We start from the raw sequence: 20763 nt of genomic DNA on the forward strand, positions 1-20763 counted from the left end.
TGCCGTGTATTTCATTATTTATTTGTTTAATTAAAAAGAGCAAAGTATGGCACAAAAAATTGCACTTCTATTCCCAGGTCAAGGTTCGCAAAGCGTAGGTATGTTACAAGCGCTCCTAGAAACCTCCGACATTGTAAAATCAACGTTTGCAGAAGCGTCAACCGCATTGGGATACGACTTAGCAGCGTTAGTTCTTAACGGTCCAGAAGAAAAACTAAACGAAACCCACCGAACTCAACCTGCATTATTAACCGCAAGCGTTGCGATTTATCGCGACTGGTTAGCTAAAAACCCAGACGCCGATGTCGTAATGGCAGGGCACAGCTTAGGTGAATATTCAGCACTGGTATGTAGTAACGTAATTAGCTTAAGCGAAGCCGTTAAATTGGTTGAAAACCGTGGCTTGTACATGCAAGAAGCCGTACCAGCAGGTGTAGGTTCTATGGCCGCTATTATTGGCTTGGGCGACGACGAAATTAAAGCAGCGTGTGCAGCATCTGCGCAAGGCGAGGTTGTATCGCCAGTTAACTACAATTCACCCGGTCAAGTTGTAATAGCGGGGCATAAAGCGGCTGTAGATCGAGCATCAGTAGCCTGTAAAGAAGCCGGCGCAAAACGCGCATTACCGCTATCGGTAAGTGTGCCTTCGCATTGTGAACTAATGAAGCCTGCGGCAGATAAATTGGCAGCAGATTTAGCCGCATTAACATTTAATGAACCTAAGTGTGATGTAATTAATAATGTAGATGTAAAAGCAGAAAGTGCAGCAGACGCAATTAAAGATGCACTCGTTCGCCAATTATACAGCCCAGTACGCTGGACAGAAACAGTGCAAGCGCTAGTCGCCCAAGGTATAACGCAAAGCTACGAATTTGGCCCAGGTAAAGTTTTAACAGGCCTGGCAAAACGAATTGATAAAGCAATGGTATGTGGCTCAGTAAACGACGCCGCTTCAATTGATACAGCTAAATAAGAGTATATAACAATGTCTAACTTATTTTCTTTAGAGGGCAAAGTTGTCCTAATTACAGGCGCAAGCCGTGGTATTGGTAAAGCAATTGCAACTATGCTGGTTGCACAAGGCGCAAAAGTAGCCGGTACAGCAACAAGCGAGTCGGGTGCGGCTAACATTAGTGAGTATTTAGGTGATAACGGTAAAGGTTATGCATTAAACGTCACCGATCCTGCTTCAATTGAGGCAACTTTGGCGGCAATAAAAGCTGACTTAGGCGATATTGACGTACTTGTAAATAACGCAGGTATCACGCGCGACAACTTACTTATGCGTATGAAAGAAGCCGAGTGGGACGATATTATCGATACCAACCTAAGCTCTATTTTCCGTTTATCAAAGGCTGTTTTACGCCCAATGATGAAGAAAAAGAACGGCCGTATTATTAATATTGGCTCGGTTGTGGGCACTATGGGTAACGCAGGTCAAGCCAACTACGCTGCGGCTAAAGCGGGTGTAATTGGTTTTTCTAAGTCGCTTGCACGTGAAGTGGCCTCGCGTGGTATTACAGTAAACGTAATTGCACCGGGTTTTATTCAAACAGATATGACCAACGAGCTAACCGATGACCAAAAAGCAGCCACATTAGCAAATGTACCGGCGGGTCGTTTAGGTCAACCTGACGAAATTGCAGCGGCAGTGTGTTATTTAGCATCTGACGCGGCTGCGTATGTATCAGGCGAAACTTTGCATGTAAATGGCGCGATGTATATGGTTTAATAACCATATAGCCTTTATAAGATTAAAATTAAGTTGGCTTAATTCACTAAAAAACATTGAATTATTTGTGAACTTGCTTTAAACATACTTGAAATTGCTATTAAAATAAGCGATAACAGGGAAAACACACACTCAGAGGTTTGACCAGACAATTATTTACGGTCAAATCATTGAATCAGAGAATTATGCGGCGTAAACTACCCCGCAATCTGAAAATAACGCATTGGCGTTTTTAATAAAGGAAAGAAGAATGAGCGATATCCAAGAACGCGTAAAAAAAATTATCATTGAACAACTAGGTGTTAAAGAAGAAGAAGTTAAAAACGAATCTTCTTTCGTAGATGACCTAGGTGCAGATTCTCTTGATACTGTAGAACTAGTAATGGCTCTAGAAGAAGAGTTTGACACTGAGATCCCAGATGAAGAAGCTGAAAAGATCACTACAGTTCAAAGCGCAATCGATTACGTAACAGCTCACGCTGAGTAATCATTGTATATTAAAGGCAGCATTCGCTGCCTTTAATCTATGTATTCAAACCACCTCAAAGTTCATGATTCAAATAGCAAACCTTAACTCCCCAAATTTAACTAACATTAATTTTGTTTATGTTATGTGTTGTCAAACAAGTTTGAGACTCGCACTTTGAGGTTGCTTGGGTATTACCCCCTTGTGAATCTAATTGGATTAAAAAACCATTTAAAAACTAAAATGGTATAAATTTTAATAAAATTATAAATATCCCTTATTGGAGGCAAACCGTGGCTAAACGTCGTGTCGTCGTAACTGGCTTAGGAATGTTGACGCCGCTAGGCAATGATGTTCAATCAACCTGGCAAGGCTTATTAGATGCTAAAAGTGGAATACAAACAATAACACACTTTGACACATCAAAATTTGGAACAAAGTTCGCTGGTTTAATCAACGACTTTGACGCATCGGCTTATATGCCACCCAAAGATGCAAAAAAAATGGATTTATTTATCCAATACGGTTTAGCAGCAGGTGTTCAAGCCTTTAAAGATTCGGGCCTAGAAATCACAGAAGAAAACGCAACGCGCATTGGTGTTGCTGTTGGTTCTGGTATTGGCGGCCTAACGCTAATTGAAGAAAACCACGTTAAGTTACTTAACAGTGGCCCACGTAAGTTATCTCCATTTTATGTGCCTTCTACCATTATTAATATGATCTCGGGTCATTTATCAATAATGTACGGACTGCGTGGCCCTAACATTTCAATTGTAACTGCGTGTACTACAGGTTTACATAACATTGGCCATGCAGCGCGTATGATTGCCTACGGCGATGCCGACGCAATGGTAGCCGGTGGAGCAGAAAAAGCCTGTACACCTATTGGCATGGGTGGCTTTAACGCAGCCAGAGCATTATCAACTCGTAACGACGACCCACAAGCCGCATCACGCCCGTGGGATAAAGACCGTGACGGTTTTGTACTTTCTGACGGTGCAGGTGTTGTTGTGGTTGAAGAATACGAACACGCAAAAGCACGTGGCGCAAACATTTATGCCGAGCTAGTTGGTTTTGGTATGAGTGGCGATGCATTTCACATGACATCCCCTCCAGAAGACGGTGCCGGTGCAGCCCTTGCAATGGAAAACGCATTAAAAGATGCGCAAGTAAATGCAGAGCAAGTAGGTTACATAAACGCCCACGGTACATCGACCAACGCAGGCGACAAAGCCGAAACAGCCGCCGTTAAGTCTATTTTTGGTAATGCAGCAAAAGACGTAATGGTGGGCTCGTCTAAATCGATGATGGGTCATTTACTAGGTGCAGCCGGCTCGGTTGAATCAATTGTGTCGATATTGTCGTTAAAAGATCAAAAAGTGTCGCCTACTATTAACCTTGATAACCCAGATGAAGGCTGTGACCTAGATTACATTGCACATACAGCACGCGATGCAAAACTAGATTACTCACTGTGTAACTCATTTGGCTTTGGTGGTACTAATGGCTCGTTGCTATTTAAAAAGGTATAATCTTCTTTAACAACGAACCACTTTATAAGAGCTCAGTTGTTTAACTGGGCTTTTTTTATATGCAAAAAATAATAAATAATACGCAAACAATCATCAACGCCAGTAAATCAAACGCCGTTAGCACAAGCGACAGAGGCTTAAACTATGGTGATGGCTTTTTTACAACGGCAAAAATAGCTAATGGCCAAGTTGAATATTGGCACCACCATAAAGCACGCTTAGCTGAATGCGCAAAGCGCTTAGCCTTTCCTGAGCTCGACTTTATTTCACTAGAACAACACCTACATAACCAAGTAAACCAAAAACAAACAGGTGTATTAAAAATACTCGTAACACGCGGTGAAGGCGGGCGAGGGTATGGCCTACCAAGTGAGTGTAATTTAACCATTATAGTAAGCGTACTTGAATACCCTGCACATTATCACTCGCTTGCAGAGCACGGCATTAGCCTTGAAATAAGCCCAATAAAATTAGCAGCGCAGCCATTGCTCGCAGGGCTAAAAACCCTAAACAGGCTAGAACAAGTACTCATTAAAAACGCCATGCAAACGCAAAATTGCGACGACGTACTGGTGCTCGACTACAACAACCATGTTATTGAAGCGTCAGCAGCCAATATAGTTGCCATTAAAAACGGTAAATTATTTACGCCAAAGCTGAATGAATGCGGTATAAAGGGCGTTTATCTGCAAGCGTTATGTGATAAATTAACGGTTGAGTTTAAACACATTACCGTAAACGATTTAACAGAAGCCAATGCGGTATTTATATGTAATAGTTTAATGCATGCCGTACCTGTTAAACGTATACAACAGCAAAGTTTTAATGTAGCGCATAGCAATACATTATTAACCCAATTAATAGCCAAGGAGGCTGAGTGTTAAAAGTTATTTTATCAGTTGTACTTTTAGCGATTATTAGCACCGCTATTGGCTATCAGCAATTGCAGGCAACTTTGCAAAGCCCACTAAAAGTAAGCGAAAACACCCAATTTGAGGTTAAAAAAGGCACGGGCTTTAATAAACTATGCCAACAGTGGCAAGCAAATAACTGGCTTGAAAGCTGCTGGCGTTACCAAGTTATTGCAAAGCTTGATCCCACGCTAACCGATTTAAAAGCAGGGCTTTACGCGCTTTCAAATACCAGTGTTATTAACAACATAAAAAAAATAAACCAAGGCCAACAAATCAGCTTTAGCTTTACCATTATTGAAGGCCAAGCGCTACGCGATGTTATTGCTAATATTAAAAATGCACCTAACTTAAAAAACGATTTAAAATTAGATGAGTTAAGCCAACAAATTTTGGGCAACAACACATTTTTAGAAGGGTGGTTGTTTCCAGATACCTACCACTACCAGCATAACGATACCGCAAGCAGTGTATTAAAACGTGCAGCACACACTATGCAACAAACATTAAACGAAGCATGGCAGCAACGCGCTGACGATTTACCGTACAATACCGCGTACGAGGCACTCATAATGGCTTCAATTATTGAAAAAGAAACCGCCTTAGCCAGCGAGCGCCCGTTAATAGCGTCTGCTTTTGTGAATAGATTAAACACAAAAATGCGCCTACAAACCGATCCAACCGTAATATACGGCCTAGGAGAAAGCTTTGACGGCGATATTAAATACAAAGATTTACGAAATCACACGCCATACAATACCTACCGTATTGATGGATTACCGCCAACACCCATAGCCATGCCATCTAAAGACGCTATTTTAGCAGCGGTAAACCCGCCACAAAGTGACTATGTTTACTTTGTAGCAAAAGGCGATGGCAGCCACCAATTTTCAACCACGTTAAAACAACATAACGCGGCAGTTAAAACCTATATTTTAAATAAAAAGAATTAACTTGTTTATGAAACCAAAATTTATAGTAGTAGAAGGCCTAGAAGGCGCAGGTAAATCAACCGCTATTTCGCTTTGCCAAGACTTTTTAAACAAAAAGCAAATTGAGTACATTAACGTACGCGAACCTGGCGGCACGCCATTGGCCGAGTCGTTACGCATCTTGGTAAAAGCCGAGCACAAAGAAGAAATAGCGTTCGAAACTGAACTGCTAATTATGTACGCCGCACGCTCGCAGTTAATGCATAACGTAATAAACCCAGCGCTTGAGCAAGGTAAATGGATTTTAGCCGATCGCCACGATTTATCGTCTCAGGCATACCAAGGAGGCGGGCGCGGCATTAGCTCAAATACACTGGCGTCGTTATCGTCTATGGTATTAAAAGGCTTAAAGCCCGATTTAACCATTTACCTCGACATAGACCCAGTAATAGGCCTAGAGCGCGCTAAAGGGCGTGGCGAGCTTGACCGAATTGAGCAAGAAGCCATTGAGTTTTTTCAGCGCACACGCATGCGTTACCTAGAGCTTGCAAGCGACGACAACTCAATTAAAACCGTAGATGCCAATCAAGAAATTGATAAAGTACATCGCGATATCACAAACGTATTACGCACTTTTTTTGAAGAGCTAAAATAACATGTCTTTGCCATGGCTATATGAAACACAGCAACACTTAGCACAAAGCTTTCGTGGTCAGCGTTTTCATCATGCCCAATTGTTTTGTGGGCCTGTGGGGGTAGGTAAGTTTGCCTTAAGTGACGAGCTAGCCAATGCCTTGTTATGCCAAAATATTACACAGCAAACAGCCGCACCAAACAGTATTTTAGCGCCATGTGGGCAATGTAAAAGTTGCTCACTTAACCTTGCTGGCACACACCCCGACAAGCGCATAACTCAGGTAGAAGGCCAAAGTATTGGCGTAGACGACATACGCGCCATAAGCGACTTTATGAACCACTCTGCGGCGCAAAATGGCAACAAAGTAGTGGTAATAGAAAACTGCGAAAAAATGACCATGGCAGCAGCTAACGCCTTATTAAAAACACTAGAAGAACCAAGCAATAGCCGGTTTTTAATATTAACCACAAGCCAACCTGCACAATTGCCAGCCACAATTTTGAGCCGATGTGCTAAAACCGACGTAAAAGTAACCAGTACGCAATTAGCGCAGCAATGGCTTGAGTCGTTACAAATACAAAATTACACGTGGCTACCGCTTTTTTACAGCCAGCCATTGCAAGTAAAACAATGGCAAGAGCAAAACCAGCTACAAAATATAGATACCCTCTATAAGTTTGCAACTGAGTTTAAACAAAGCCATAATTTCAAAGCGTTAGTAGATATAATAAATAAACAACCGGAGCTGGTTCGTATATTTACCTTATTTTTAAGCGAGCAATTAAAACAGCAATTATTACAAGGTATGAGCTTTGAAGCGTATCAAGAAGCGCAGCAAGCACTCAGCGAATTTTTGCAAAATAACACAAAAATTCTTGGCCTTAATTTACCGCTCGCCGTATCGCGATTAGCGTACATTTTACGTAATAAATAAAAGGATTAACCATGCAAGAGCTATTAGTAGATATAGACGACCTAGACGAATTATATCGCTGTTACATGCCTTACTTAAAAAAAGGCGGCTTATTTGTACGCACTAACATGCGTTACGAAGTAGGGCACTCGCTGGCGTTACGTGTAACCCTTCCCGACGCACTCGAAGACGACATAGTAACCGGCAAAGTGGCGTGGATCACTCCACAAGGTGCGCAAAGCTCAAATCCACCAGGTATAGGTATTAGCTTTTTAGACGACAAAACAAACCTAAACGCCAAGATCGAAAAACTACTGGGGACTATGTTAAACTCCGGTAATCCAACTTACACCATGTAGTAAAAAACAGGCCCAATTTTGATTGTAGATTCGCATTGCCATTTAGACCGTCTTGATTTTGATAAACTCGATTTAAACCTAGACCAAGTGCTAGACCAAGCACGCGCCAAACAGGTTGAACATTTTTTGTGTGTAAGCGTAACGCTTGACCAGTTTCCAAGTATGCTTGATAAAATTAAGCATTACGACGATGTATCGGCCTCGTGTGGCGTACATCCGCTCGATCAAAAAGACGCGCTTAACAAACAGCAATTAATTGATTTAGCATCGCACAAAAAAGTAGTCGCCATAGGCGAAACGGGGCTTGATTACTACTACGCAAAAGACACCCATGCCGTGCAGCAAGCCAGTTTTGTAGGCCATATTGACGTGGCTAACGAGCTACAAAAGCCGCTAATTATTCATACTCGCGATGCCCGCGCCGACACCATAAACCTAATGCGCGAGCACAAAGCCGAAAACTGCGGCGGCGTACTGCACTGTTTTACAGAAGACTGGGACATGGCTAAAAAAGCCATCGATATGGGCTTTTATATTTCTATTTCAGGCATTGTAACGTTTAAAAATGCGGTAGAGCTTAAAGACGTGGTAAAACAAATTCCACTCGACCGACTACTAATAGAAACCGATTCGCCGTATTTAGCACCGGTGCCACACCGTGGGCAAACTAACCAACCCGCTTACGTGCAAGACGTAGCCTATTACATTAGCGAACTCAAAGGCATTAGTTTTAACGAGCTGGCAAAAGCCACCACCGATAACTTTTACTCGCTATTTAAATTAGCAGCTAAAGGCTAACCTTATGAGCACTCACGCAGCGCAACTTCCTATTTTACTTATGGGGCCAATGGTGCGCCGTGCTGATCAAACAGGCGTGTGCATAGTGTTTGCAACGTCAAAACCCGCACAGTGCCAAATAAACATACTTAACACCCAAAGTGTTAGCGAACAACAAACTATTGCATTGGGTGAGCGCTTGTTTTTGCAGTATGTGGTAATTAAGCCTACCAACGCGCCTTTTGTGCTCGACACCTTACTAGCGTATCAATTACTAATTGATGGCAATGAGATTGATTTATCAGCATGGGCTTACAACAATCAATCAACCCCTGCATTTGTAATACCTAATACGCTAAACAGCATACTACATGGCTCGTGCCGTAACGCGCATCACCCCGCAAAAGACAGCCTAGTCACCGCAAGCCAATGGCAAAACACTCAGCGCCGCCAAAATACGCCCGGTGCCCAATTACTGCTTTTAAGCGGCGACCAAGTTTACGCCGACGATGTAGCAGGGCCCATGTTATTGGTGATTCATCAGCTTATTGAAAAGTTAGGTATTTATAAAGAACAACCCATGGCGCTGCCGCTACCAGAACAATTAAACGAACAACTTTATAATCGGCATCATTTTTTACCTAAAACGCCGTGGCAAAAACGTTCAAAGCTCGGTGTGGGTTATTGGCTTAAAAAAGATGAGCCGCATTTTTCAAGCGTTAAAGCCTTTAATCACCTTATTCATTTTGAAGAATACGTTGCTTTATACCTGCTTAATTTAAGTGCCGCTGCGTGGCAGTGTGTTGACTTACAAAACGCACAATACACAGGGCAAAACCAAGAGCACCAACGTATTTTTAATACCGAAAAGTCAGCACTGCTTGGTTATTCAAAAGGGCTGAATGAAGTAGAAAAATTATTTGCTAATGTGTCGACGTTAATGATTTTTGACGATCACGACGTCACCGACGATTGGAATCTCACCGCAGGGTGGGAGCAAGCCATAAACCAAAACCCAAGCAGTAAACGCATTGTTAATAACGGCCTTATAAGTTATTGGCTGTTTCAAGGCATGGGTAACGACGCGCTGGCTAAAACAGGGGCGCTAATACCGCCATTTAAACAAAGCTTAAGCGCTAATAACGTATGGCAATTTAAAGCGTTTGATAAACCCTTAAACGAATTTAACCATTGGCATTACGAGCTAACCACAATACCAAAAGTTGTGGTGCTCGACACCCGCACACATCGCTGGCGTAACGAAAGCAATTTTAACGAGCCATCAGGCCTGCTTGATTGGGAGCGCCTTACCGAGCTGGAAGAAAGCCTACTAAGCCACGATAAAGTAATTATTGTGTCGCCAGCGCCGGTATTTGGAGTTAAATCAATAGAAGCCATTCAAGCGGCTTTTAATATATGCGGCCAACCACTTATGGTTGACGTAGAAAACTGGATGGCCCACGAAGGCTCGGCTAAAAAACTACTCGACACATTTAGGCGCACCGACACACCAAACGAAACCCTTATTTTATCGGGCGATGTACATTACTCGTTTTGTTTTTCGGTGCAAAAGCGTTTTGGCGATCACCCAAACCGTATATGGCAACTCACCGCAAGCGGGATTAAAAACGAATTCCCTCGTAAGTTAATAAATGTATTAGATAAACTCGACTCTATTTTATACGGCCCTAAAAGCCCGCTTAACTTTTTCACCAAACGCTGGCACATGGAAGTAGATAAACACCAAACCGTAGGCGAAGGCCAAAAGTATTTAGTAAGCGACTCCGCAATAAGTTTAATCACCTTACAGCAAGGCGATTTATCACAATACCAACTCATCCACGGCGACGGCCACACCACCGAATTCGACCTTGAACATAAATAAAGCCCGTCATTGCCCTAATTGTAGACGTAGAGCTTGCTCACGTTAGAAGCGCAGCTTCTTGATTTTTAGTAATAAATATCACCACAGAGCACACCGAAGCGCTTCGCGCTACACAGAGATAAACAAAGTTAAATCCAAATTATTTATCAGCCCTTAAATCATTTTTCCTTGTCTTCTCCTTCACTTCTCGGTGGTGAAAAAATTACTTAGCAATGTACGGTATAAATTTACTGTAGGCGCCTTGCTTGCTGGCGCTTTAATTATGAATATGTAAAAGCGTTGCTTTTATACGCCAGCAAGCTGCACGTCTACGGTGTAAAGTTTGACTTTATTTTGTAGACGTAGAGCTTGCTCACGTTAGAAGCGCAGCTTCTTGTTACTTATAAAAAATATGACCACCGAGAACACAGAGTCGCTGGCGCTACACAGAGATAAACAAAGTTAAACCCAAAAAATATTTACCAGCATTAAATCACTTAGCAATGTACGGTGTAAAGTTTGAGTTGGTTTTGTAGACGTTGAGCTTGCTCACGTTAGAAGCGTAGCTTCTTGTTATTTATAAATATCACCACAGAGCACACCGAGGCGCTTCGCGCTACACAGAGTTAAAAAGATTGGTTTTGTTGCTTCTCCTGGTCTTCTTCTTCACTGCTCGGTGGTGACATAATCACTTAGCAATGCAGGGTGTTTATTTAATTGCGTAGATATGGCTACTTACCAGAACAAAATATTTTTAAAAACTAAAAACTAAAAACTAAAAACTAAAAACTACCTATTTAAAACTACGTACACGTTTAACAACTATTTTATTACTCAAAATCGCCAAACATAAAATAACCATAAACAGCAAAGAGTTTGCACCAGCTTGGAGCGAATAATCGACCGAAGAATGCAACAACATATCAATAATCGCAATAGCACAACCAAAAGCCACACCCTGAAACAACGCCGTTTTGCGCTTACGCATAGTAGCCACACACAACCACAAACAATACAAAATAAGCGCACCCAAAGTAGCTGTAGCAGGTATACCCAGCTCTACAGCAAATTGAATATAATCGTTATGGGCATTATCGTAATAACCCGAATACGGCTCCGACTGATACGCAGGAAACGCCGTATAAAACGTACCGCCGCCCGAGCCCAATAAAGGCTTATCTAAAATAAGCGGAATAGAATCGCGTACCACCTCATCGCGCGTTTCAGACGCAATACTGGTTTCGCTAATACGCTGCTTAACTTTTTCAACATCAAAAATAGCGCCAATAATGATTAAATCAATAATAAAAAAGCTCACTATTAATAGCTTAAACGCCTTAGGCTTATTGTTATAAACAAACAGCGCCAAAAAGCTCACCACCATTAATGCAATAAAAAAGGCCGAGTTACCCATACGGCTGCGCGTTAAAATAAGCGCCACAATAATTATAATAAGCGAAATACGTAACACAATTTTAGAGCTTAAAAGTATTTCGGCCCAAGCACGCAAAGTTTGCTTAAGCGTTTGTTTATGCCTACCGCTAGTGCGCTTTAGCTCGCTTACCAACACACCAATACCTAAACATAAACACAGCGCTAAAAAGTTAGCCAAAAAGTTAGAATACGTAAATGTACCAATAGCGCGGTCGGTGTGTTTATAACCAAAAATAGGGCTTATTACATCGGGCGATAAATTTAAGTAACTTGCATACAACGCCTGAAAAACCCCAGCACAAATAATGGCATAAATAAGCTGTTTAATACGCTGTGCAGTATTACAGTAAATAAAAATAAGCCAGCAAAATATAATTATAAAAATGGTTTTTAACAGCATGTGTTTTGTTTGAAAAGGGTCAACGCTTACCGTAAACATTTGCACAGCACATACAGCCGCAACAACGCCTAAAGTAGCAAACACAGGCCAAGAATATAAAGGAGGGTACAACGGGTGTTTAGTATTTACAGCGCTATAAACTAAATGCGTTAAAAACGTAGCGCTAATTAACACCCCCATTGCTAATATAGCCCAAGGGCGGTAACTGCCTAACGGCAAAGGGAGCAAAAATAAAATGCCGCACAACAAAGCAAAAATAAAACGATTCACTTATATCCCTATAAATAGTTAATACTAAATTTTAAACTGATTTTTAACGTCTGTTTTCTTAAATCTGTTTTTAAACTGACTTCTGACTTCTAAAATCTATTTCTTTAAACTGACTTCTGAAAACTAATATCTAATCACTTTTACTTAAACATTATTACACAATGCCCAAACACTTACACATAAAAAAACGCAGCCAATTGGCTGCGTTTTTAAACTAAATAGATGGTATTAGTTACCAACTTCAGAAATGCCGTCGTCGCCGCCATTACCGCCAGCACCCGGAGGTGTTGGTAAGCTAACAAATGCTGGTACGCGTGAACGTGCATTAGGGTTAGCATTGCTGTTTGGAGCAGCGTTATTACCTGGGTTTTGGCCTGGTGCATTTGGATTACCAGCAGCCGTTGCTTCAGACGCTGTAGTTGCATCTACACCAGCAGTAACAGCAGCAAGTGTTAGCGTATCGCTATCAATACCAGCAGCACTCATTGCACTTAGTACATCAGCAACTAACGGGCTGTCTGCACCTACTGCAGCAATAGCATCGTTAATTAGTGCGTCTACGTCTTCAGCAGAACAATCGCTACATGCAGCTTGAATAGCAGCAAGTAAATCAGCTTGAAGTTGCTCCGGCGAAGCATCTGCCGACGCGTTATTTAATACGCTTACAAGTCCTGAGCTATCTGCTTGAGCATTTGCAGGTAATGTTACCACCGCACTTGCACTCGCAATTAAGCCAGCTAAAAGTAGTTTTTTCATATCTCGTCCCATGGTTGAGTGTCTAATTACAAAATTTTAGCGTATTAGGGCAAAAAGTAAACTCTTTATTTACGCCATTATTATTAGTTTTTACTATTTGCGAGGGTGCCATTATTAAATTACCTTGCACACCATCGCACCCTAGTTTTTCAAGTACCTTTAAAGTCTCAGGTTTTTCTATTAAACAGGCTAATACTTTAATACCAAAACCGTGGCAAATATTATTAACGGTTTGAATAAAAAATTGGCTTTGGGTGTTATCTAGCAGGTCTTGTATGTAGCTACCATCAATTTTTACAAATTCAATGTCCAACCCTTGTAAGTACCTAAACGATGTTAAACTCGTACCAAAGTGTTCTACACATACATTAATACCAATATCTTTAATGGCATCTATATGCAAACTGGCAACATGCACATTATAAAGCAAGCTTATTTCGTGCAGTTCAAAAAGTAAGTTATTTTTTAAAATAGGTTTGGTAGTGGCGTAAAGCGTAAGCCACTCTATAAAATCGGTAGAATATAACGACGCTTTACTTAAATTTAGCGCAAACACATCTTTTGGGTATTGCTCTTTAACATTTACAAAGTTGCGTATTATTTTTTTGTCGAGCTCTTCGGTTAGGTTTAGTTTTTCGGCCATTGCAAATAAATGGCCGTTATTTACTTTTTCACCTTCGTGAATAAAGTGCGCAAACACCTCAAAGTAACACTGTGTATTTTCAGAGCGAGCCTGCTTAACTGCCTGCACCGAAAAGCTCACCTCGCCAGCATCAATAATCGACTTAATAAGCGTACGCCACTGCTTAACACTAAACAGGGTGTCTTTGTCTACTTTATTGTTTGCGGCGGTTTCGCCAATGGTGCAACCGGTATCGAGCGCCGAAAGCACACTCCCTAAGCTAGAGCCTTTTTCTACATTAACTAACGACAAGTTAGCAAAGCCGTTTACATGCAGGCTGTTTTTCTTTTGGCTAAAGGCATCGTTAATATCTAACCGCGTTTTATTTAAAAAAGGCACGTCAAACGGGGCAAGCGCTATAAAAGTACTGCCATTTAATTTAAATAACTTGGTATTAGTTAGCTCACTTAAAATGTGCTGCAGCGTAGTGCTTACATCGTAAACGTGTTGGTCGCCATCTTGGTAGCTTACAGTTTGGTTAATGTTAGCAAGCGAAGGCAGGGTGATCATCATTGCGGTTATTGGCGCATCGGGGGTTATTGTGTCTACCACCGAGCTAAAATGGTTTTCAAACGAACGACGGTTCCCAAGCCCAGTAAGGGGATCTATGTATACTTCTTCGGTAAGGGATTGTGTTTGTTTAGTTAACGAGTCAAACGTGCTTTGTAAGTTAACAACCATATTATTTATCGCTTTAGTTACCGTACGCAGCTCGCGGGCTACCGGTATTTGTTGGTTTAACGTAAAGCGTTTACGGGTAACTAATTGTGCTTGGTGTTCTACCGCTTTTAGTGGCTTAAACACCGTGCCTAAAATTAAAAACGCCACCGCAAGCGAGCCTGCTAATAATAAAAACGATCCGTAAAAGCTGCGTTTAGTATGCTCCCAAAGCGTTAAGTACGACTGCCCCGCATGGCTGGTTACTTCAAGCGTGCCGGCCATTACCCAGCCATTATTAAGTTCGCTGCTCATGGTAGGGGCACTAAGCTGTACTGCGTTTATAAACCAATTAGGCACCGACTCAACCCGTTTAGGGTTAGTAAGCTCAAACACCACATTTTGTTGTGTATCGGTATATTTTATTTGCTTGTAGTAGCCACTATCAAAAATAGCGGTAGCCATAGTTTGGGCAATCATTAAGCTTTCGTCGTCAAGGTAGGGCGAAATAGAAAGCCCCAAGCTTGTTGCGGTGTCTTGCGCGTGGCTACCCATTTGGGTTTGTAAGTATTGGCGGGTTGTTTGCACGTCGGTTGCTACGCGTACAAAAAACGAAATAACCGATATTAAAATAATAAGGCCATAAACTTGTGTTTTTAAGCTTAAACCGTGTTTAAAAATTGGCGACATAACTAGTAGTTCCTTTATTGTTACGTGCGATGGGCGCAAGCTCACCGTGTTCTATTCGTTGTAGCATGGTGTTCCAGGCCGACACACCACGGCTATTTTTTACTTTATTACCTAACCCTTTTGCTTTAGCAAGCCATAAACCTTGGCCGTTAAAGCTATAAATAGGTTTTAAATCGGGGCGCTTATTAGCCGGTAAAAGTTTAGTATTAAAATTACCTAACACAAGGGGTATTTGGTTGGGCTCTTCAATATAAATTAATACCATGTGTGGCTGGTTTACTGTTTTTTGGCGCACGTACATAAAGCGTATTTTATGCTCGGGTATGCCCAGTGCAATTAGTGTAAAGTATTTGGCTATTACGTAGTCTTCGCAGTCGCCCATACCTACGCCTAAGCTTTCAAGCGGGGTTGCCCAGTAATCTGTTTGTTGCCACAACTCATCGTCGTTTTTGTATTGTATGTGTTTATTAAAAAAGTCGTTAACAAGGTGTATTTTTTGCCACTCGCTTTTACTTTGGCTGCTATCAATAAAGCTAAGCCAGTTTTTTATGCGTGTGTAGCCAGCAGCGCCGTATTGCTGTTGTGCACGGGCAAGTATATCGCTGTTACGCAAATGCATAAGTGCATCTTGCGCATACACAAAAAACGACATAACAATTAAAATGCAAACACCTAAGCGCACATACGTTCCTTTAGTTAAAAATCCCTAATAAACAGCACGGCTAAGTATAGTATTATTACAACAAAAAAGGTAGATAAGTAAAAAGTGCTACAAAGCACTAAAATAGGGCGCTTGCTTGTTATTTTGGTGCAACAAAAAATTAACAAAAAAACAGTATTAAAGGATGTTTTTATAGTTGAGTACATTATTGTGTTGTGTATAATAATAAGCTCACACGGTATGTGATGTACGTTAAAAGGATTTAAGCTTTTGCTTGGCCTTTTTGTGATTTTAAAAACAAAATAAAAAAAGGAATTAAAGTGAAAGTATTAAAAGCCGTACTCCCAGTTGCAGGTTTAGGCACGCGCATGTTGCCAGCCACCAAAGCAATACCAAAAGAAATGCTCCCCCTGGTCGACAAACCTTTAATTCAATACGTAGTTAACGAAGCCGTAGCCGCAGGCATAAAAGAAATAGTACTGGTTACGCACGCGTCTAAAAATTCGATCGAAAACCATTTTGACACCAGCTTTGAGCTAGAAGCCACACTAGAGGCACGCGTAAAACGCAGCCTACTAGACGAGGTTCGCTCAATAGTACCAAAAGACGTAACGGTAATTTCGGTTCGCCAATCGGCCCCATTAGGCCTTGGCCACGCAGTACTGGCTGCTAAACCTATAGTAGGCAACAACCCCTTTGCCGTAATGCTACCCGACGTAATAATCGACAAGTACAAGTCAAACCCAAAAACCGACAACCTAAGCCAAATGATCGACCGGTTTGACCAAACAGGCCACAACCAAGTAATGGTAGAGCCCGTACCGCAAGCGCAAGTACACCAATACGGCGTGGTAGACCTAGCCGGTAAAAACATAAGCGCGGGCCAAAACGCAACTATTAAAAATATGGTCGAAAAACCAAATAACGACGAAGCCCCAAGCAACCTAGCCATAACAGGCCGCTATGTTGTATCGCCCACCATTTGGGATTTGCTTGAATACACACCACCGGGTGCCGGCGGCGAAATACAACTTACCGATGCCTTACTACAATTACGCCACCTCGAAACGCTTGAAGCCTACCACCTAACAGGTAAATCGCACGACTGTGGTTCAAAGCTCGGTTATATGCTGGCAAATGTAGAATACGCAATGCAATCAAGCCATATGGGTGAAGAGTTTACTAAGCAAATAAAACAGTTGTTTTAATAACTAGCGTTTAAACTTCAAACGTTGGTAAATCATATAAATATAAAATTTATAGTAGGTCACAATAAACTGTAATACCTACTTAAATACGTTAACGCATCGCGAGAGATAAAATGGAAATATCACAAGCAAGAATGACTCATTTAAAGCAGCTAGAGGCTGAGTCTATTCATATAATGAGAGAAGTAGCAGCAGAGTTTGATAACCCAGTAATGATGTATTCTGTGGGTAAAGACTCAGCGGTAATGCTGCACTTATGCATGAAGGCTTTTTACCCTGCAAAGCCACCATTCCCATTAATGCATGTAGATACCACCTTTAAATTTAAAGAAATGATTGCGTTTCGTGACCGTATGGCAAAAAAATACGATATGGATTTAATCGTCCACAAAAACGAAGAAGCCATTGCCGCAAATATAAACCCATTTGATCATGGCAGTGCTAAATACACTGACATAATGAAAACACAAGGCCTAAAGCAAGCCTTAAATAAGCATAAGTTCGACGCCGCATTTGGTGGTGCACGCCGCGATGAAGAAAAATCAAGAGCCAAAGAGCGAGTTTATTCATTTCGCGATAAAAACCATCGTTGGGATCCAAAAAGTCAACGTCCAGAACTATGGAATACCTACAACGGCAAAGTTAATAAAGGAGAGAGCATTCGTGTTTTCCCATTATCAAACTGGACCGAACTTGATATTTGGCAATATATTTACCTAGAAAACATTGAAATTGTTCCACTGTACCTGGCAGATACACGCCCAGTAGTAGAACGTGATGGGTCTTTAATAATGGTAGACGACGAACGCTTACCATTAAAAGAAGGTGAAGTCCCTATGATGAAAAAAGTACGTTTTCGTACATTAGGGTGTTACCCGCTAACGGGAGCGGTAGAGTCTGAAGCCACCACCTTACCAGAAATTATTCAAGAAATGTTGCTAACTAAAACATCTGAACGCCAAGGACGAGTAATCGATCACGACTCATCAGGCTCAATGGAAAAGAAAAAAATGGAAGGTTACTTTTAAGCCAATTTCAAGCATCATTAATTTTAAAGAATATAGTTAAAGGAATACCCGTGAACGAACAAACACTACTAGAAACAGACATAGAAACCTACCTTCAAAAACACGAAGACAAAGACATGCTGCGCTTTTTAACGTGTGGCAATGTAGACGATGGCAAATCAACATTAATAGGCCGACTACTGCACGATTCAAAATTAATTTTTGAAGATCACATGTCAGCTATAAAAAACGACTCTAAAAAGTTTAACACAACCGATGGTGAGTTTGACCTAGCGCTACTGGTCGACGGCCTTCAGTCAGAGCGCGAACAAGGTATTACTATCGATGTAGCGTATCGTTATTTTGCAACCGAAAGCCGAAAATTTATTATTGCCGACTGCCCAGGTCACGAACAATACACCCGAAACATGGCAACAGGCGCTTCAAATTGCGACCTAGCTATTGTAATGGTTGACGCGCGTTACGGTGTGCAAACGCAAACTAAGCGCCATTCATACATTGCCTCATTGCTCGGGTTAAAACACATTATTGTTGCTGTTAACAAAATGGATTTAATCGACTTTAGCCAAGAACAATATCGTAAAATAAAAGCCGATTATAAAGCCTTCGCTGCCGACCTAAACATACCCGATATTCGCTTTGTACCAATATCGGCATTGCGTGGCGACAATGTGGTTAATAAATCTGAGTCGATGAATTGGTACCCAGGCGCAACCTTAATGGAATTACTTAACTCAGTAACCGTTAATGAAGACAAAAACCTGCAAGATTTTCGTTTTCCTGTGCAATTTGTAACGCGCCCAAACTTAAACTTTAGAGGCTTTTGTGGCACCGTTGCTAGTGGTGTAATTAACGTAGGCGACTTAATTACCGTTATGCCCTCTGGTAAGTCTTCAACAGTAAAAAGTATAGTAACAGCCGACGGCGACTTACCAAGCGCATTTGCAGGCCAAGCGGTTACATTAACAACCACTGACGAAATTGATATTTCTCGTGGAGATCTAATCGTTAAATCAAATAACCTAGCTACCACGTCAGAACAGTTTGAAGCAACACTTGTGTGGATGGACGAAACAGCATTACAGCCAGGAAAAGAGTACGAATTTAAAGTAGGTACAAAAAACACCTTCGGCCGAATAGAAAACATCAACCATAAAATCGATGTAAACACCTTACAAAATGTAGACGTAAACGAGCTACAACTTAACGAAATTGGTTCATGTAACATAAGCACATCAAGCCCTGTGGTTATCGACGAATACAACACAGTGAATGGCACAGGGTCATTTATTGTAATCGATAGGCTCACTAATGTAACGGTTGGTGCGGGGATGATTACTAATACAAAATCAGATTTGATACCAAATATTAACCTAAATGATAGAAAATACACAAAAGCAGAGGTTGAGTTAAATCACTATATATGTAAAAACTATCCAGATTGGGGTTGTAAACTAATATGATTGAAACCCATATAATACTAAGCTAAAGATCTTCAATTTCAACCCCATGTTATAGGCTGGTTAACATGAAGTATATTGGTTTTATCTCTGTTTTTAGCTTATCGATAGCCTTTTTTTTTATGGCTTTTGAGAGTGAGTATAGAGTTTACGCATATTTATTTTTATTCTTATTTGTACTTGCATCATTTTTAGGTGTTTTATCCTTTAAAAAGAACTTTAGGCTTGTTGATTTTAATTACGATATTAAATTGTTGTTGTCGGTAGTTTCTTTCCTTTGTGCTATTAATATTTACAGTAGCTATCAAATAAATGACTATATGGAATGGTTTGATATTTTTCGAGTTATTTATGTCATATTAGTCATTGTTGGTTTGGTAATATCCATAAACATTTGGGGTGTAAAGTGGTACACAGATAGATTAGTTATAATCATTAGTTTACTAAGTGTTTTATCTTTATTCTTTTATTACCTTGGCTTCTATTTAGATAGCACCAACTTTTATGCTTCTATGCTCTTATTACCTGCAATGTACTTATTAACGGAAAAAAAATATAAATATTTTAGTTTTATATTATTACTAACATTATTTTTGGGTATTGCGCTTGAAGCCAGAGGTGCTTACATGGGTGTTATTTTATTTTTAATGGTATATTACTGTAACCGTCTTATTAAAATACCGCCACCAGTTATGGTGTTAGGTATAGTTCTTATTCTCACAGGCCAAGTTTTATTACTATTAAAACCAAGTGTAATCGCTGATGAAATATTAAGTTATAGACCAACTATATGGAATTATTATATCTACGAAGGTTTTGAAAACCTTTGGATTGGTGGTGGGCCCATACTGACATATATTGCCGAGGGTGCTGCTGCACATTATCAATCAATGATTGGGCGAGGAGTTGGCACAGCATACGGAACACAGTCAATGTATGTATTGTACTTTTATGAATCGGGTATAGTTGGCTTGTGTTTATTACTATTTATGATGTTCACTGTTTTTTATACCAAATCAAGATATATTATCCCATTTTTTTCAATTTCAGTTTTAGCATTTATGGAAACGATAAAAATAGGTGCAGTTTCAATCTATGGTTTACCATTTACTTATTTTTTAGTTTTATCCCTAGTTACAAAGAGAAGAAAATGAATAAGAAGATATACCTACACGTTGGTTATCCCAAGACAGCAACTAGTGCATTGCAAAAACATGTTTTTCCTGAGCTTCAAGGTTTAAATTACATCGGTAAAAATGAAAGTGAAAAATTTAAATTTGACAATAAAGCATTAGAAAGCGTTTTGTATAACGCTTCAACTATGGAACAATCTTTATTTAAAAAACAGTCAATCACAGCTGACTTATTTACAAACTTTGATGGTGATATATTAC

At 40.6% G+C, this 20763-nt stretch carries 20 protein-coding genes; 16 read left to right on the forward strand and 4 right to left on the reverse strand.

Translation table 11 applies throughout. From position 1 onward, the window contains the following. Positions 1–46 precede the first annotated feature (46 nt). From fabD to ATS71_RS18220, 11 genes are all read left to right on the forward strand, one after another. A complete protein-coding gene (gene fabD, locus ATS71_RS18170) occupies positions 47–973 on the forward strand; it encodes an ACP S-malonyltransferase (RefSeq protein ID WP_058406050.1) in 927 nt (308 codons plus the stop codon). Between the two features lie 12 nt (positions 974–985). Continuing rightward, entirely contained in the window at positions 986–1732 is a 747-nt protein-coding gene (gene fabG / locus ATS71_RS18175; RefSeq protein ID WP_058406051.1) for a 3-oxoacyl-ACP reductase FabG, read from the forward strand. Between the two features lie 250 nt (positions 1733–1982). Then, a complete protein-coding gene (gene acpP / locus ATS71_RS18180) occupies positions 1983–2219 on the forward strand; it encodes an acyl carrier protein (protein WP_006792304.1) in 237 nt (78 codons plus the stop codon). Positions 2220–2491: 272 nt separating this feature from the next. Further along, positions 2492–3730, forward strand: a complete 1239-nt coding sequence (gene fabF / locus ATS71_RS18185) for a beta-ketoacyl-ACP synthase II (protein ID WP_006792303.1) — start codon at positions 2492–2494, stop codon at positions 3728–3730. A gap of 59 nt (positions 3731–3789) precedes the next feature. After that, complete coding sequence (gene pabC, locus ATS71_RS18190; RefSeq protein WP_058406052.1) at positions 3790–4614, forward strand: aminodeoxychorismate lyase; 825 nt, start codon at positions 3790–3792, stop codon at positions 4612–4614. Further along, positions 4608–5594: an endolytic transglycosylase MltG gene (gene mltG, locus ATS71_RS18195; protein ID WP_058406053.1), complete on the forward strand. Its 987-nt coding sequence runs from the start codon at positions 4608–4610 to the stop codon at positions 5592–5594. The genes pabC and mltG overlap by 7 nt, the downstream gene beginning before the upstream one ends. A gap of 7 nt (positions 5595–5601) precedes the next feature. Beyond that, complete coding sequence (tmk, locus tag ATS71_RS18200) at positions 5602–6228, forward strand: dTMP kinase (RefSeq protein ID WP_058406054.1); 627 nt, start codon at positions 5602–5604, stop codon at positions 6226–6228. Between the two features lies 1 nt (position 6229). Then, positions 6230–7144: a DNA polymerase III subunit gene (locus ATS71_RS18205; protein WP_058406055.1), complete on the forward strand. Its 915-nt coding sequence runs from the start codon at positions 6230–6232 to the stop codon at positions 7142–7144. An 11-nt stretch (positions 7145–7155) separates the two neighbouring features. Next, the gene (locus ATS71_RS18210; protein WP_006792298.1) at positions 7156–7482 is read left to right on the forward strand and encodes a PilZ domain-containing protein; all 327 of its coding nucleotides are present in this window, start codon (positions 7156–7158) and stop codon (positions 7480–7482) included. 18 nt (positions 7483–7500) lie between these two features. After that, positions 7501–8280 carry a TatD family hydrolase gene (locus ATS71_RS18215; RefSeq protein WP_058406056.1) on the forward strand — a complete coding sequence of 260 codons (780 nt, stop codon included), beginning with the start codon at positions 7501–7503 and terminating at the stop codon, positions 8278–8280. 4 nt (positions 8281–8284) lie between these two features. Continuing rightward, positions 8285–10144: an alkaline phosphatase D family protein gene (locus ATS71_RS18220; RefSeq protein ID WP_058406057.1), complete on the forward strand. Its 1860-nt coding sequence runs from the start codon at positions 8285–8287 to the stop codon at positions 10142–10144. A 772-nt stretch (positions 10145–10916) separates the two neighbouring features. Here the strand turns inward: ATS71_RS18220 and ATS71_RS18225 are convergent. The 4 genes from ATS71_RS18225 to ATS71_RS18240 all read right to left on the reverse strand — a co-directional run bounded on the left by ATS71_RS18225 (position 10917) and on the right by ATS71_RS18240 (position 15694). Beyond that, the gene (locus ATS71_RS18225; protein ID WP_058406058.1) at positions 10917–12227 is read right to left on the reverse strand and encodes an O-antigen ligase family protein; all 1311 of its coding nucleotides are present in this window, start codon (positions 12225–12227) and stop codon (positions 10917–10919) included. Between the two features lie 228 nt (positions 12228–12455). Continuing rightward, positions 12456–12983, reverse strand: coding sequence for a hypothetical protein (locus tag ATS71_RS18230; protein WP_058406059.1), 528 nt, complete (start codon positions 12981–12983; stop codon positions 12456–12458). 22 nt (positions 12984–13005) lie between these two features. Further along, a complete protein-coding gene (locus tag ATS71_RS18235) occupies positions 13006–15012 on the reverse strand; it encodes a bifunctional diguanylate cyclase/phosphodiesterase (protein WP_058406060.1) in 2007 nt (668 codons plus the stop codon). Next, positions 14996–15694, reverse strand: a complete 699-nt coding sequence (locus tag ATS71_RS18240) for a transglutaminase-like cysteine peptidase (protein WP_058406061.1) — start codon at positions 15692–15694, stop codon at positions 14996–14998. Before ATS71_RS18240 ends, ATS71_RS18235 begins: the two co-directional genes overlap by 17 nt. Before the next feature lie 299 nt (positions 15695–15993). On the opposite strand from ATS71_RS18240, the gene galU reads away from it, so the two are divergent. From galU to ATS71_RS18645, 5 genes are all read left to right on the forward strand, one after another. Beyond that, on the forward strand, positions 15994–16881 hold the full coding sequence (galU, locus tag ATS71_RS18245; protein ID WP_058406062.1) for a UTP--glucose-1-phosphate uridylyltransferase GalU: 888 nt from the start codon (positions 15994–15996) through the stop codon (positions 16879–16881). 113 nt (positions 16882–16994) lie between these two features. Next, entirely contained in the window at positions 16995–17909 is a 915-nt protein-coding gene (cysD, locus tag ATS71_RS18250) for a sulfate adenylyltransferase subunit CysD (RefSeq protein WP_010557325.1), read from the forward strand. A 50-nt stretch (positions 17910–17959) separates the two neighbouring features. Further along, positions 17960–19372, forward strand: a complete 1413-nt coding sequence (gene cysN / locus ATS71_RS18255) for a sulfate adenylyltransferase subunit CysN (RefSeq protein ID WP_058406063.1) — start codon at positions 17960–17962, stop codon at positions 19370–19372. 65 nt (positions 19373–19437) lie between these two features. Next, positions 19438–20523, forward strand: a complete 1086-nt coding sequence (locus tag ATS71_RS18260; protein ID WP_058406064.1) for a hypothetical protein — start codon at positions 19438–19440, stop codon at positions 20521–20523. Next, on the forward strand, positions 20520–20763 hold a 244-nt coding region (locus ATS71_RS18645), incomplete at its 3' end, for a hypothetical protein (RefSeq protein WP_201020883.1). The genes ATS71_RS18260 and ATS71_RS18645, both read left to right, overlap by 4 nt.

The sequence above is a fragment of the Pseudoalteromonas sp. H71 genome, assembly GCF_001468485.1.
GTDB lineage: Bacteria > Pseudomonadota > Gammaproteobacteria > Enterobacterales > Alteromonadaceae > Pseudoalteromonas.

What these genes read in the sequence shown, in the direction of transcription:
- acpP (WP_006792304.1), top strand. Translation starts at nt 1,983, where the DNA reads ATGAGCGATATCCAAGAACGCGTAAAAAAAATTATCATTGAACAACTA.
- fabD (WP_058406050.1), top strand. Translation starts at nt 47, where the DNA reads ATGGCACAAAAAATTGCACTTCTATTCCCAGGTCAAGGTTCGCAAAGC.
- ATS71_RS18230 (WP_058406059.1), bottom strand. Translation starts at nt 12,983, where the DNA reads ATGAAAAAACTACTTTTAGCTGGCTTAATTGCGAGTGCAAGTGCGGTG.
- pabC (WP_058406052.1), top strand. Translation starts at nt 3,790, where the DNA reads ATGCAAAAAATAATAAATAATACGCAAACAATCATCAACGCCAGTAAA.
- fabG (WP_058406051.1), top strand. Translation starts at nt 986, where the DNA reads ATGTCTAACTTATTTTCTTTAGAGGGCAAAGTTGTCCTAATTACAGGC.
- ATS71_RS18220 (WP_058406057.1), top strand. Translation starts at nt 8,285, where the DNA reads ATGAGCACTCACGCAGCGCAACTTCCTATTTTACTTATGGGGCCAATG.
- ATS71_RS18210 (WP_006792298.1), top strand. Translation starts at nt 7,156, where the DNA reads ATGCAAGAGCTATTAGTAGATATAGACGACCTAGACGAATTATATCGC.
- cysD (WP_010557325.1), top strand. Translation starts at nt 16,995, where the DNA reads ATGGAAATATCACAAGCAAGAATGACTCATTTAAAGCAGCTAGAGGCT.
- ATS71_RS18260 (WP_058406064.1), top strand. Translation starts at nt 19,438, where the DNA reads ATGAAGTATATTGGTTTTATCTCTGTTTTTAGCTTATCGATAGCCTTT.
- tmk (WP_058406054.1), top strand. Translation starts at nt 5,602, where the DNA reads ATGAAACCAAAATTTATAGTAGTAGAAGGCCTAGAAGGCGCAGGTAAA.
- ATS71_RS18235 (WP_058406060.1), bottom strand. Translation starts at nt 15,012, where the DNA reads ATGTCGCCAATTTTTAAACACGGTTTAAGCTTAAAAACACAAGTTTAT.
- ATS71_RS18205 (WP_058406055.1), top strand. Translation starts at nt 6,230, where the DNA reads ATGTCTTTGCCATGGCTATATGAAACACAGCAACACTTAGCACAAAGC.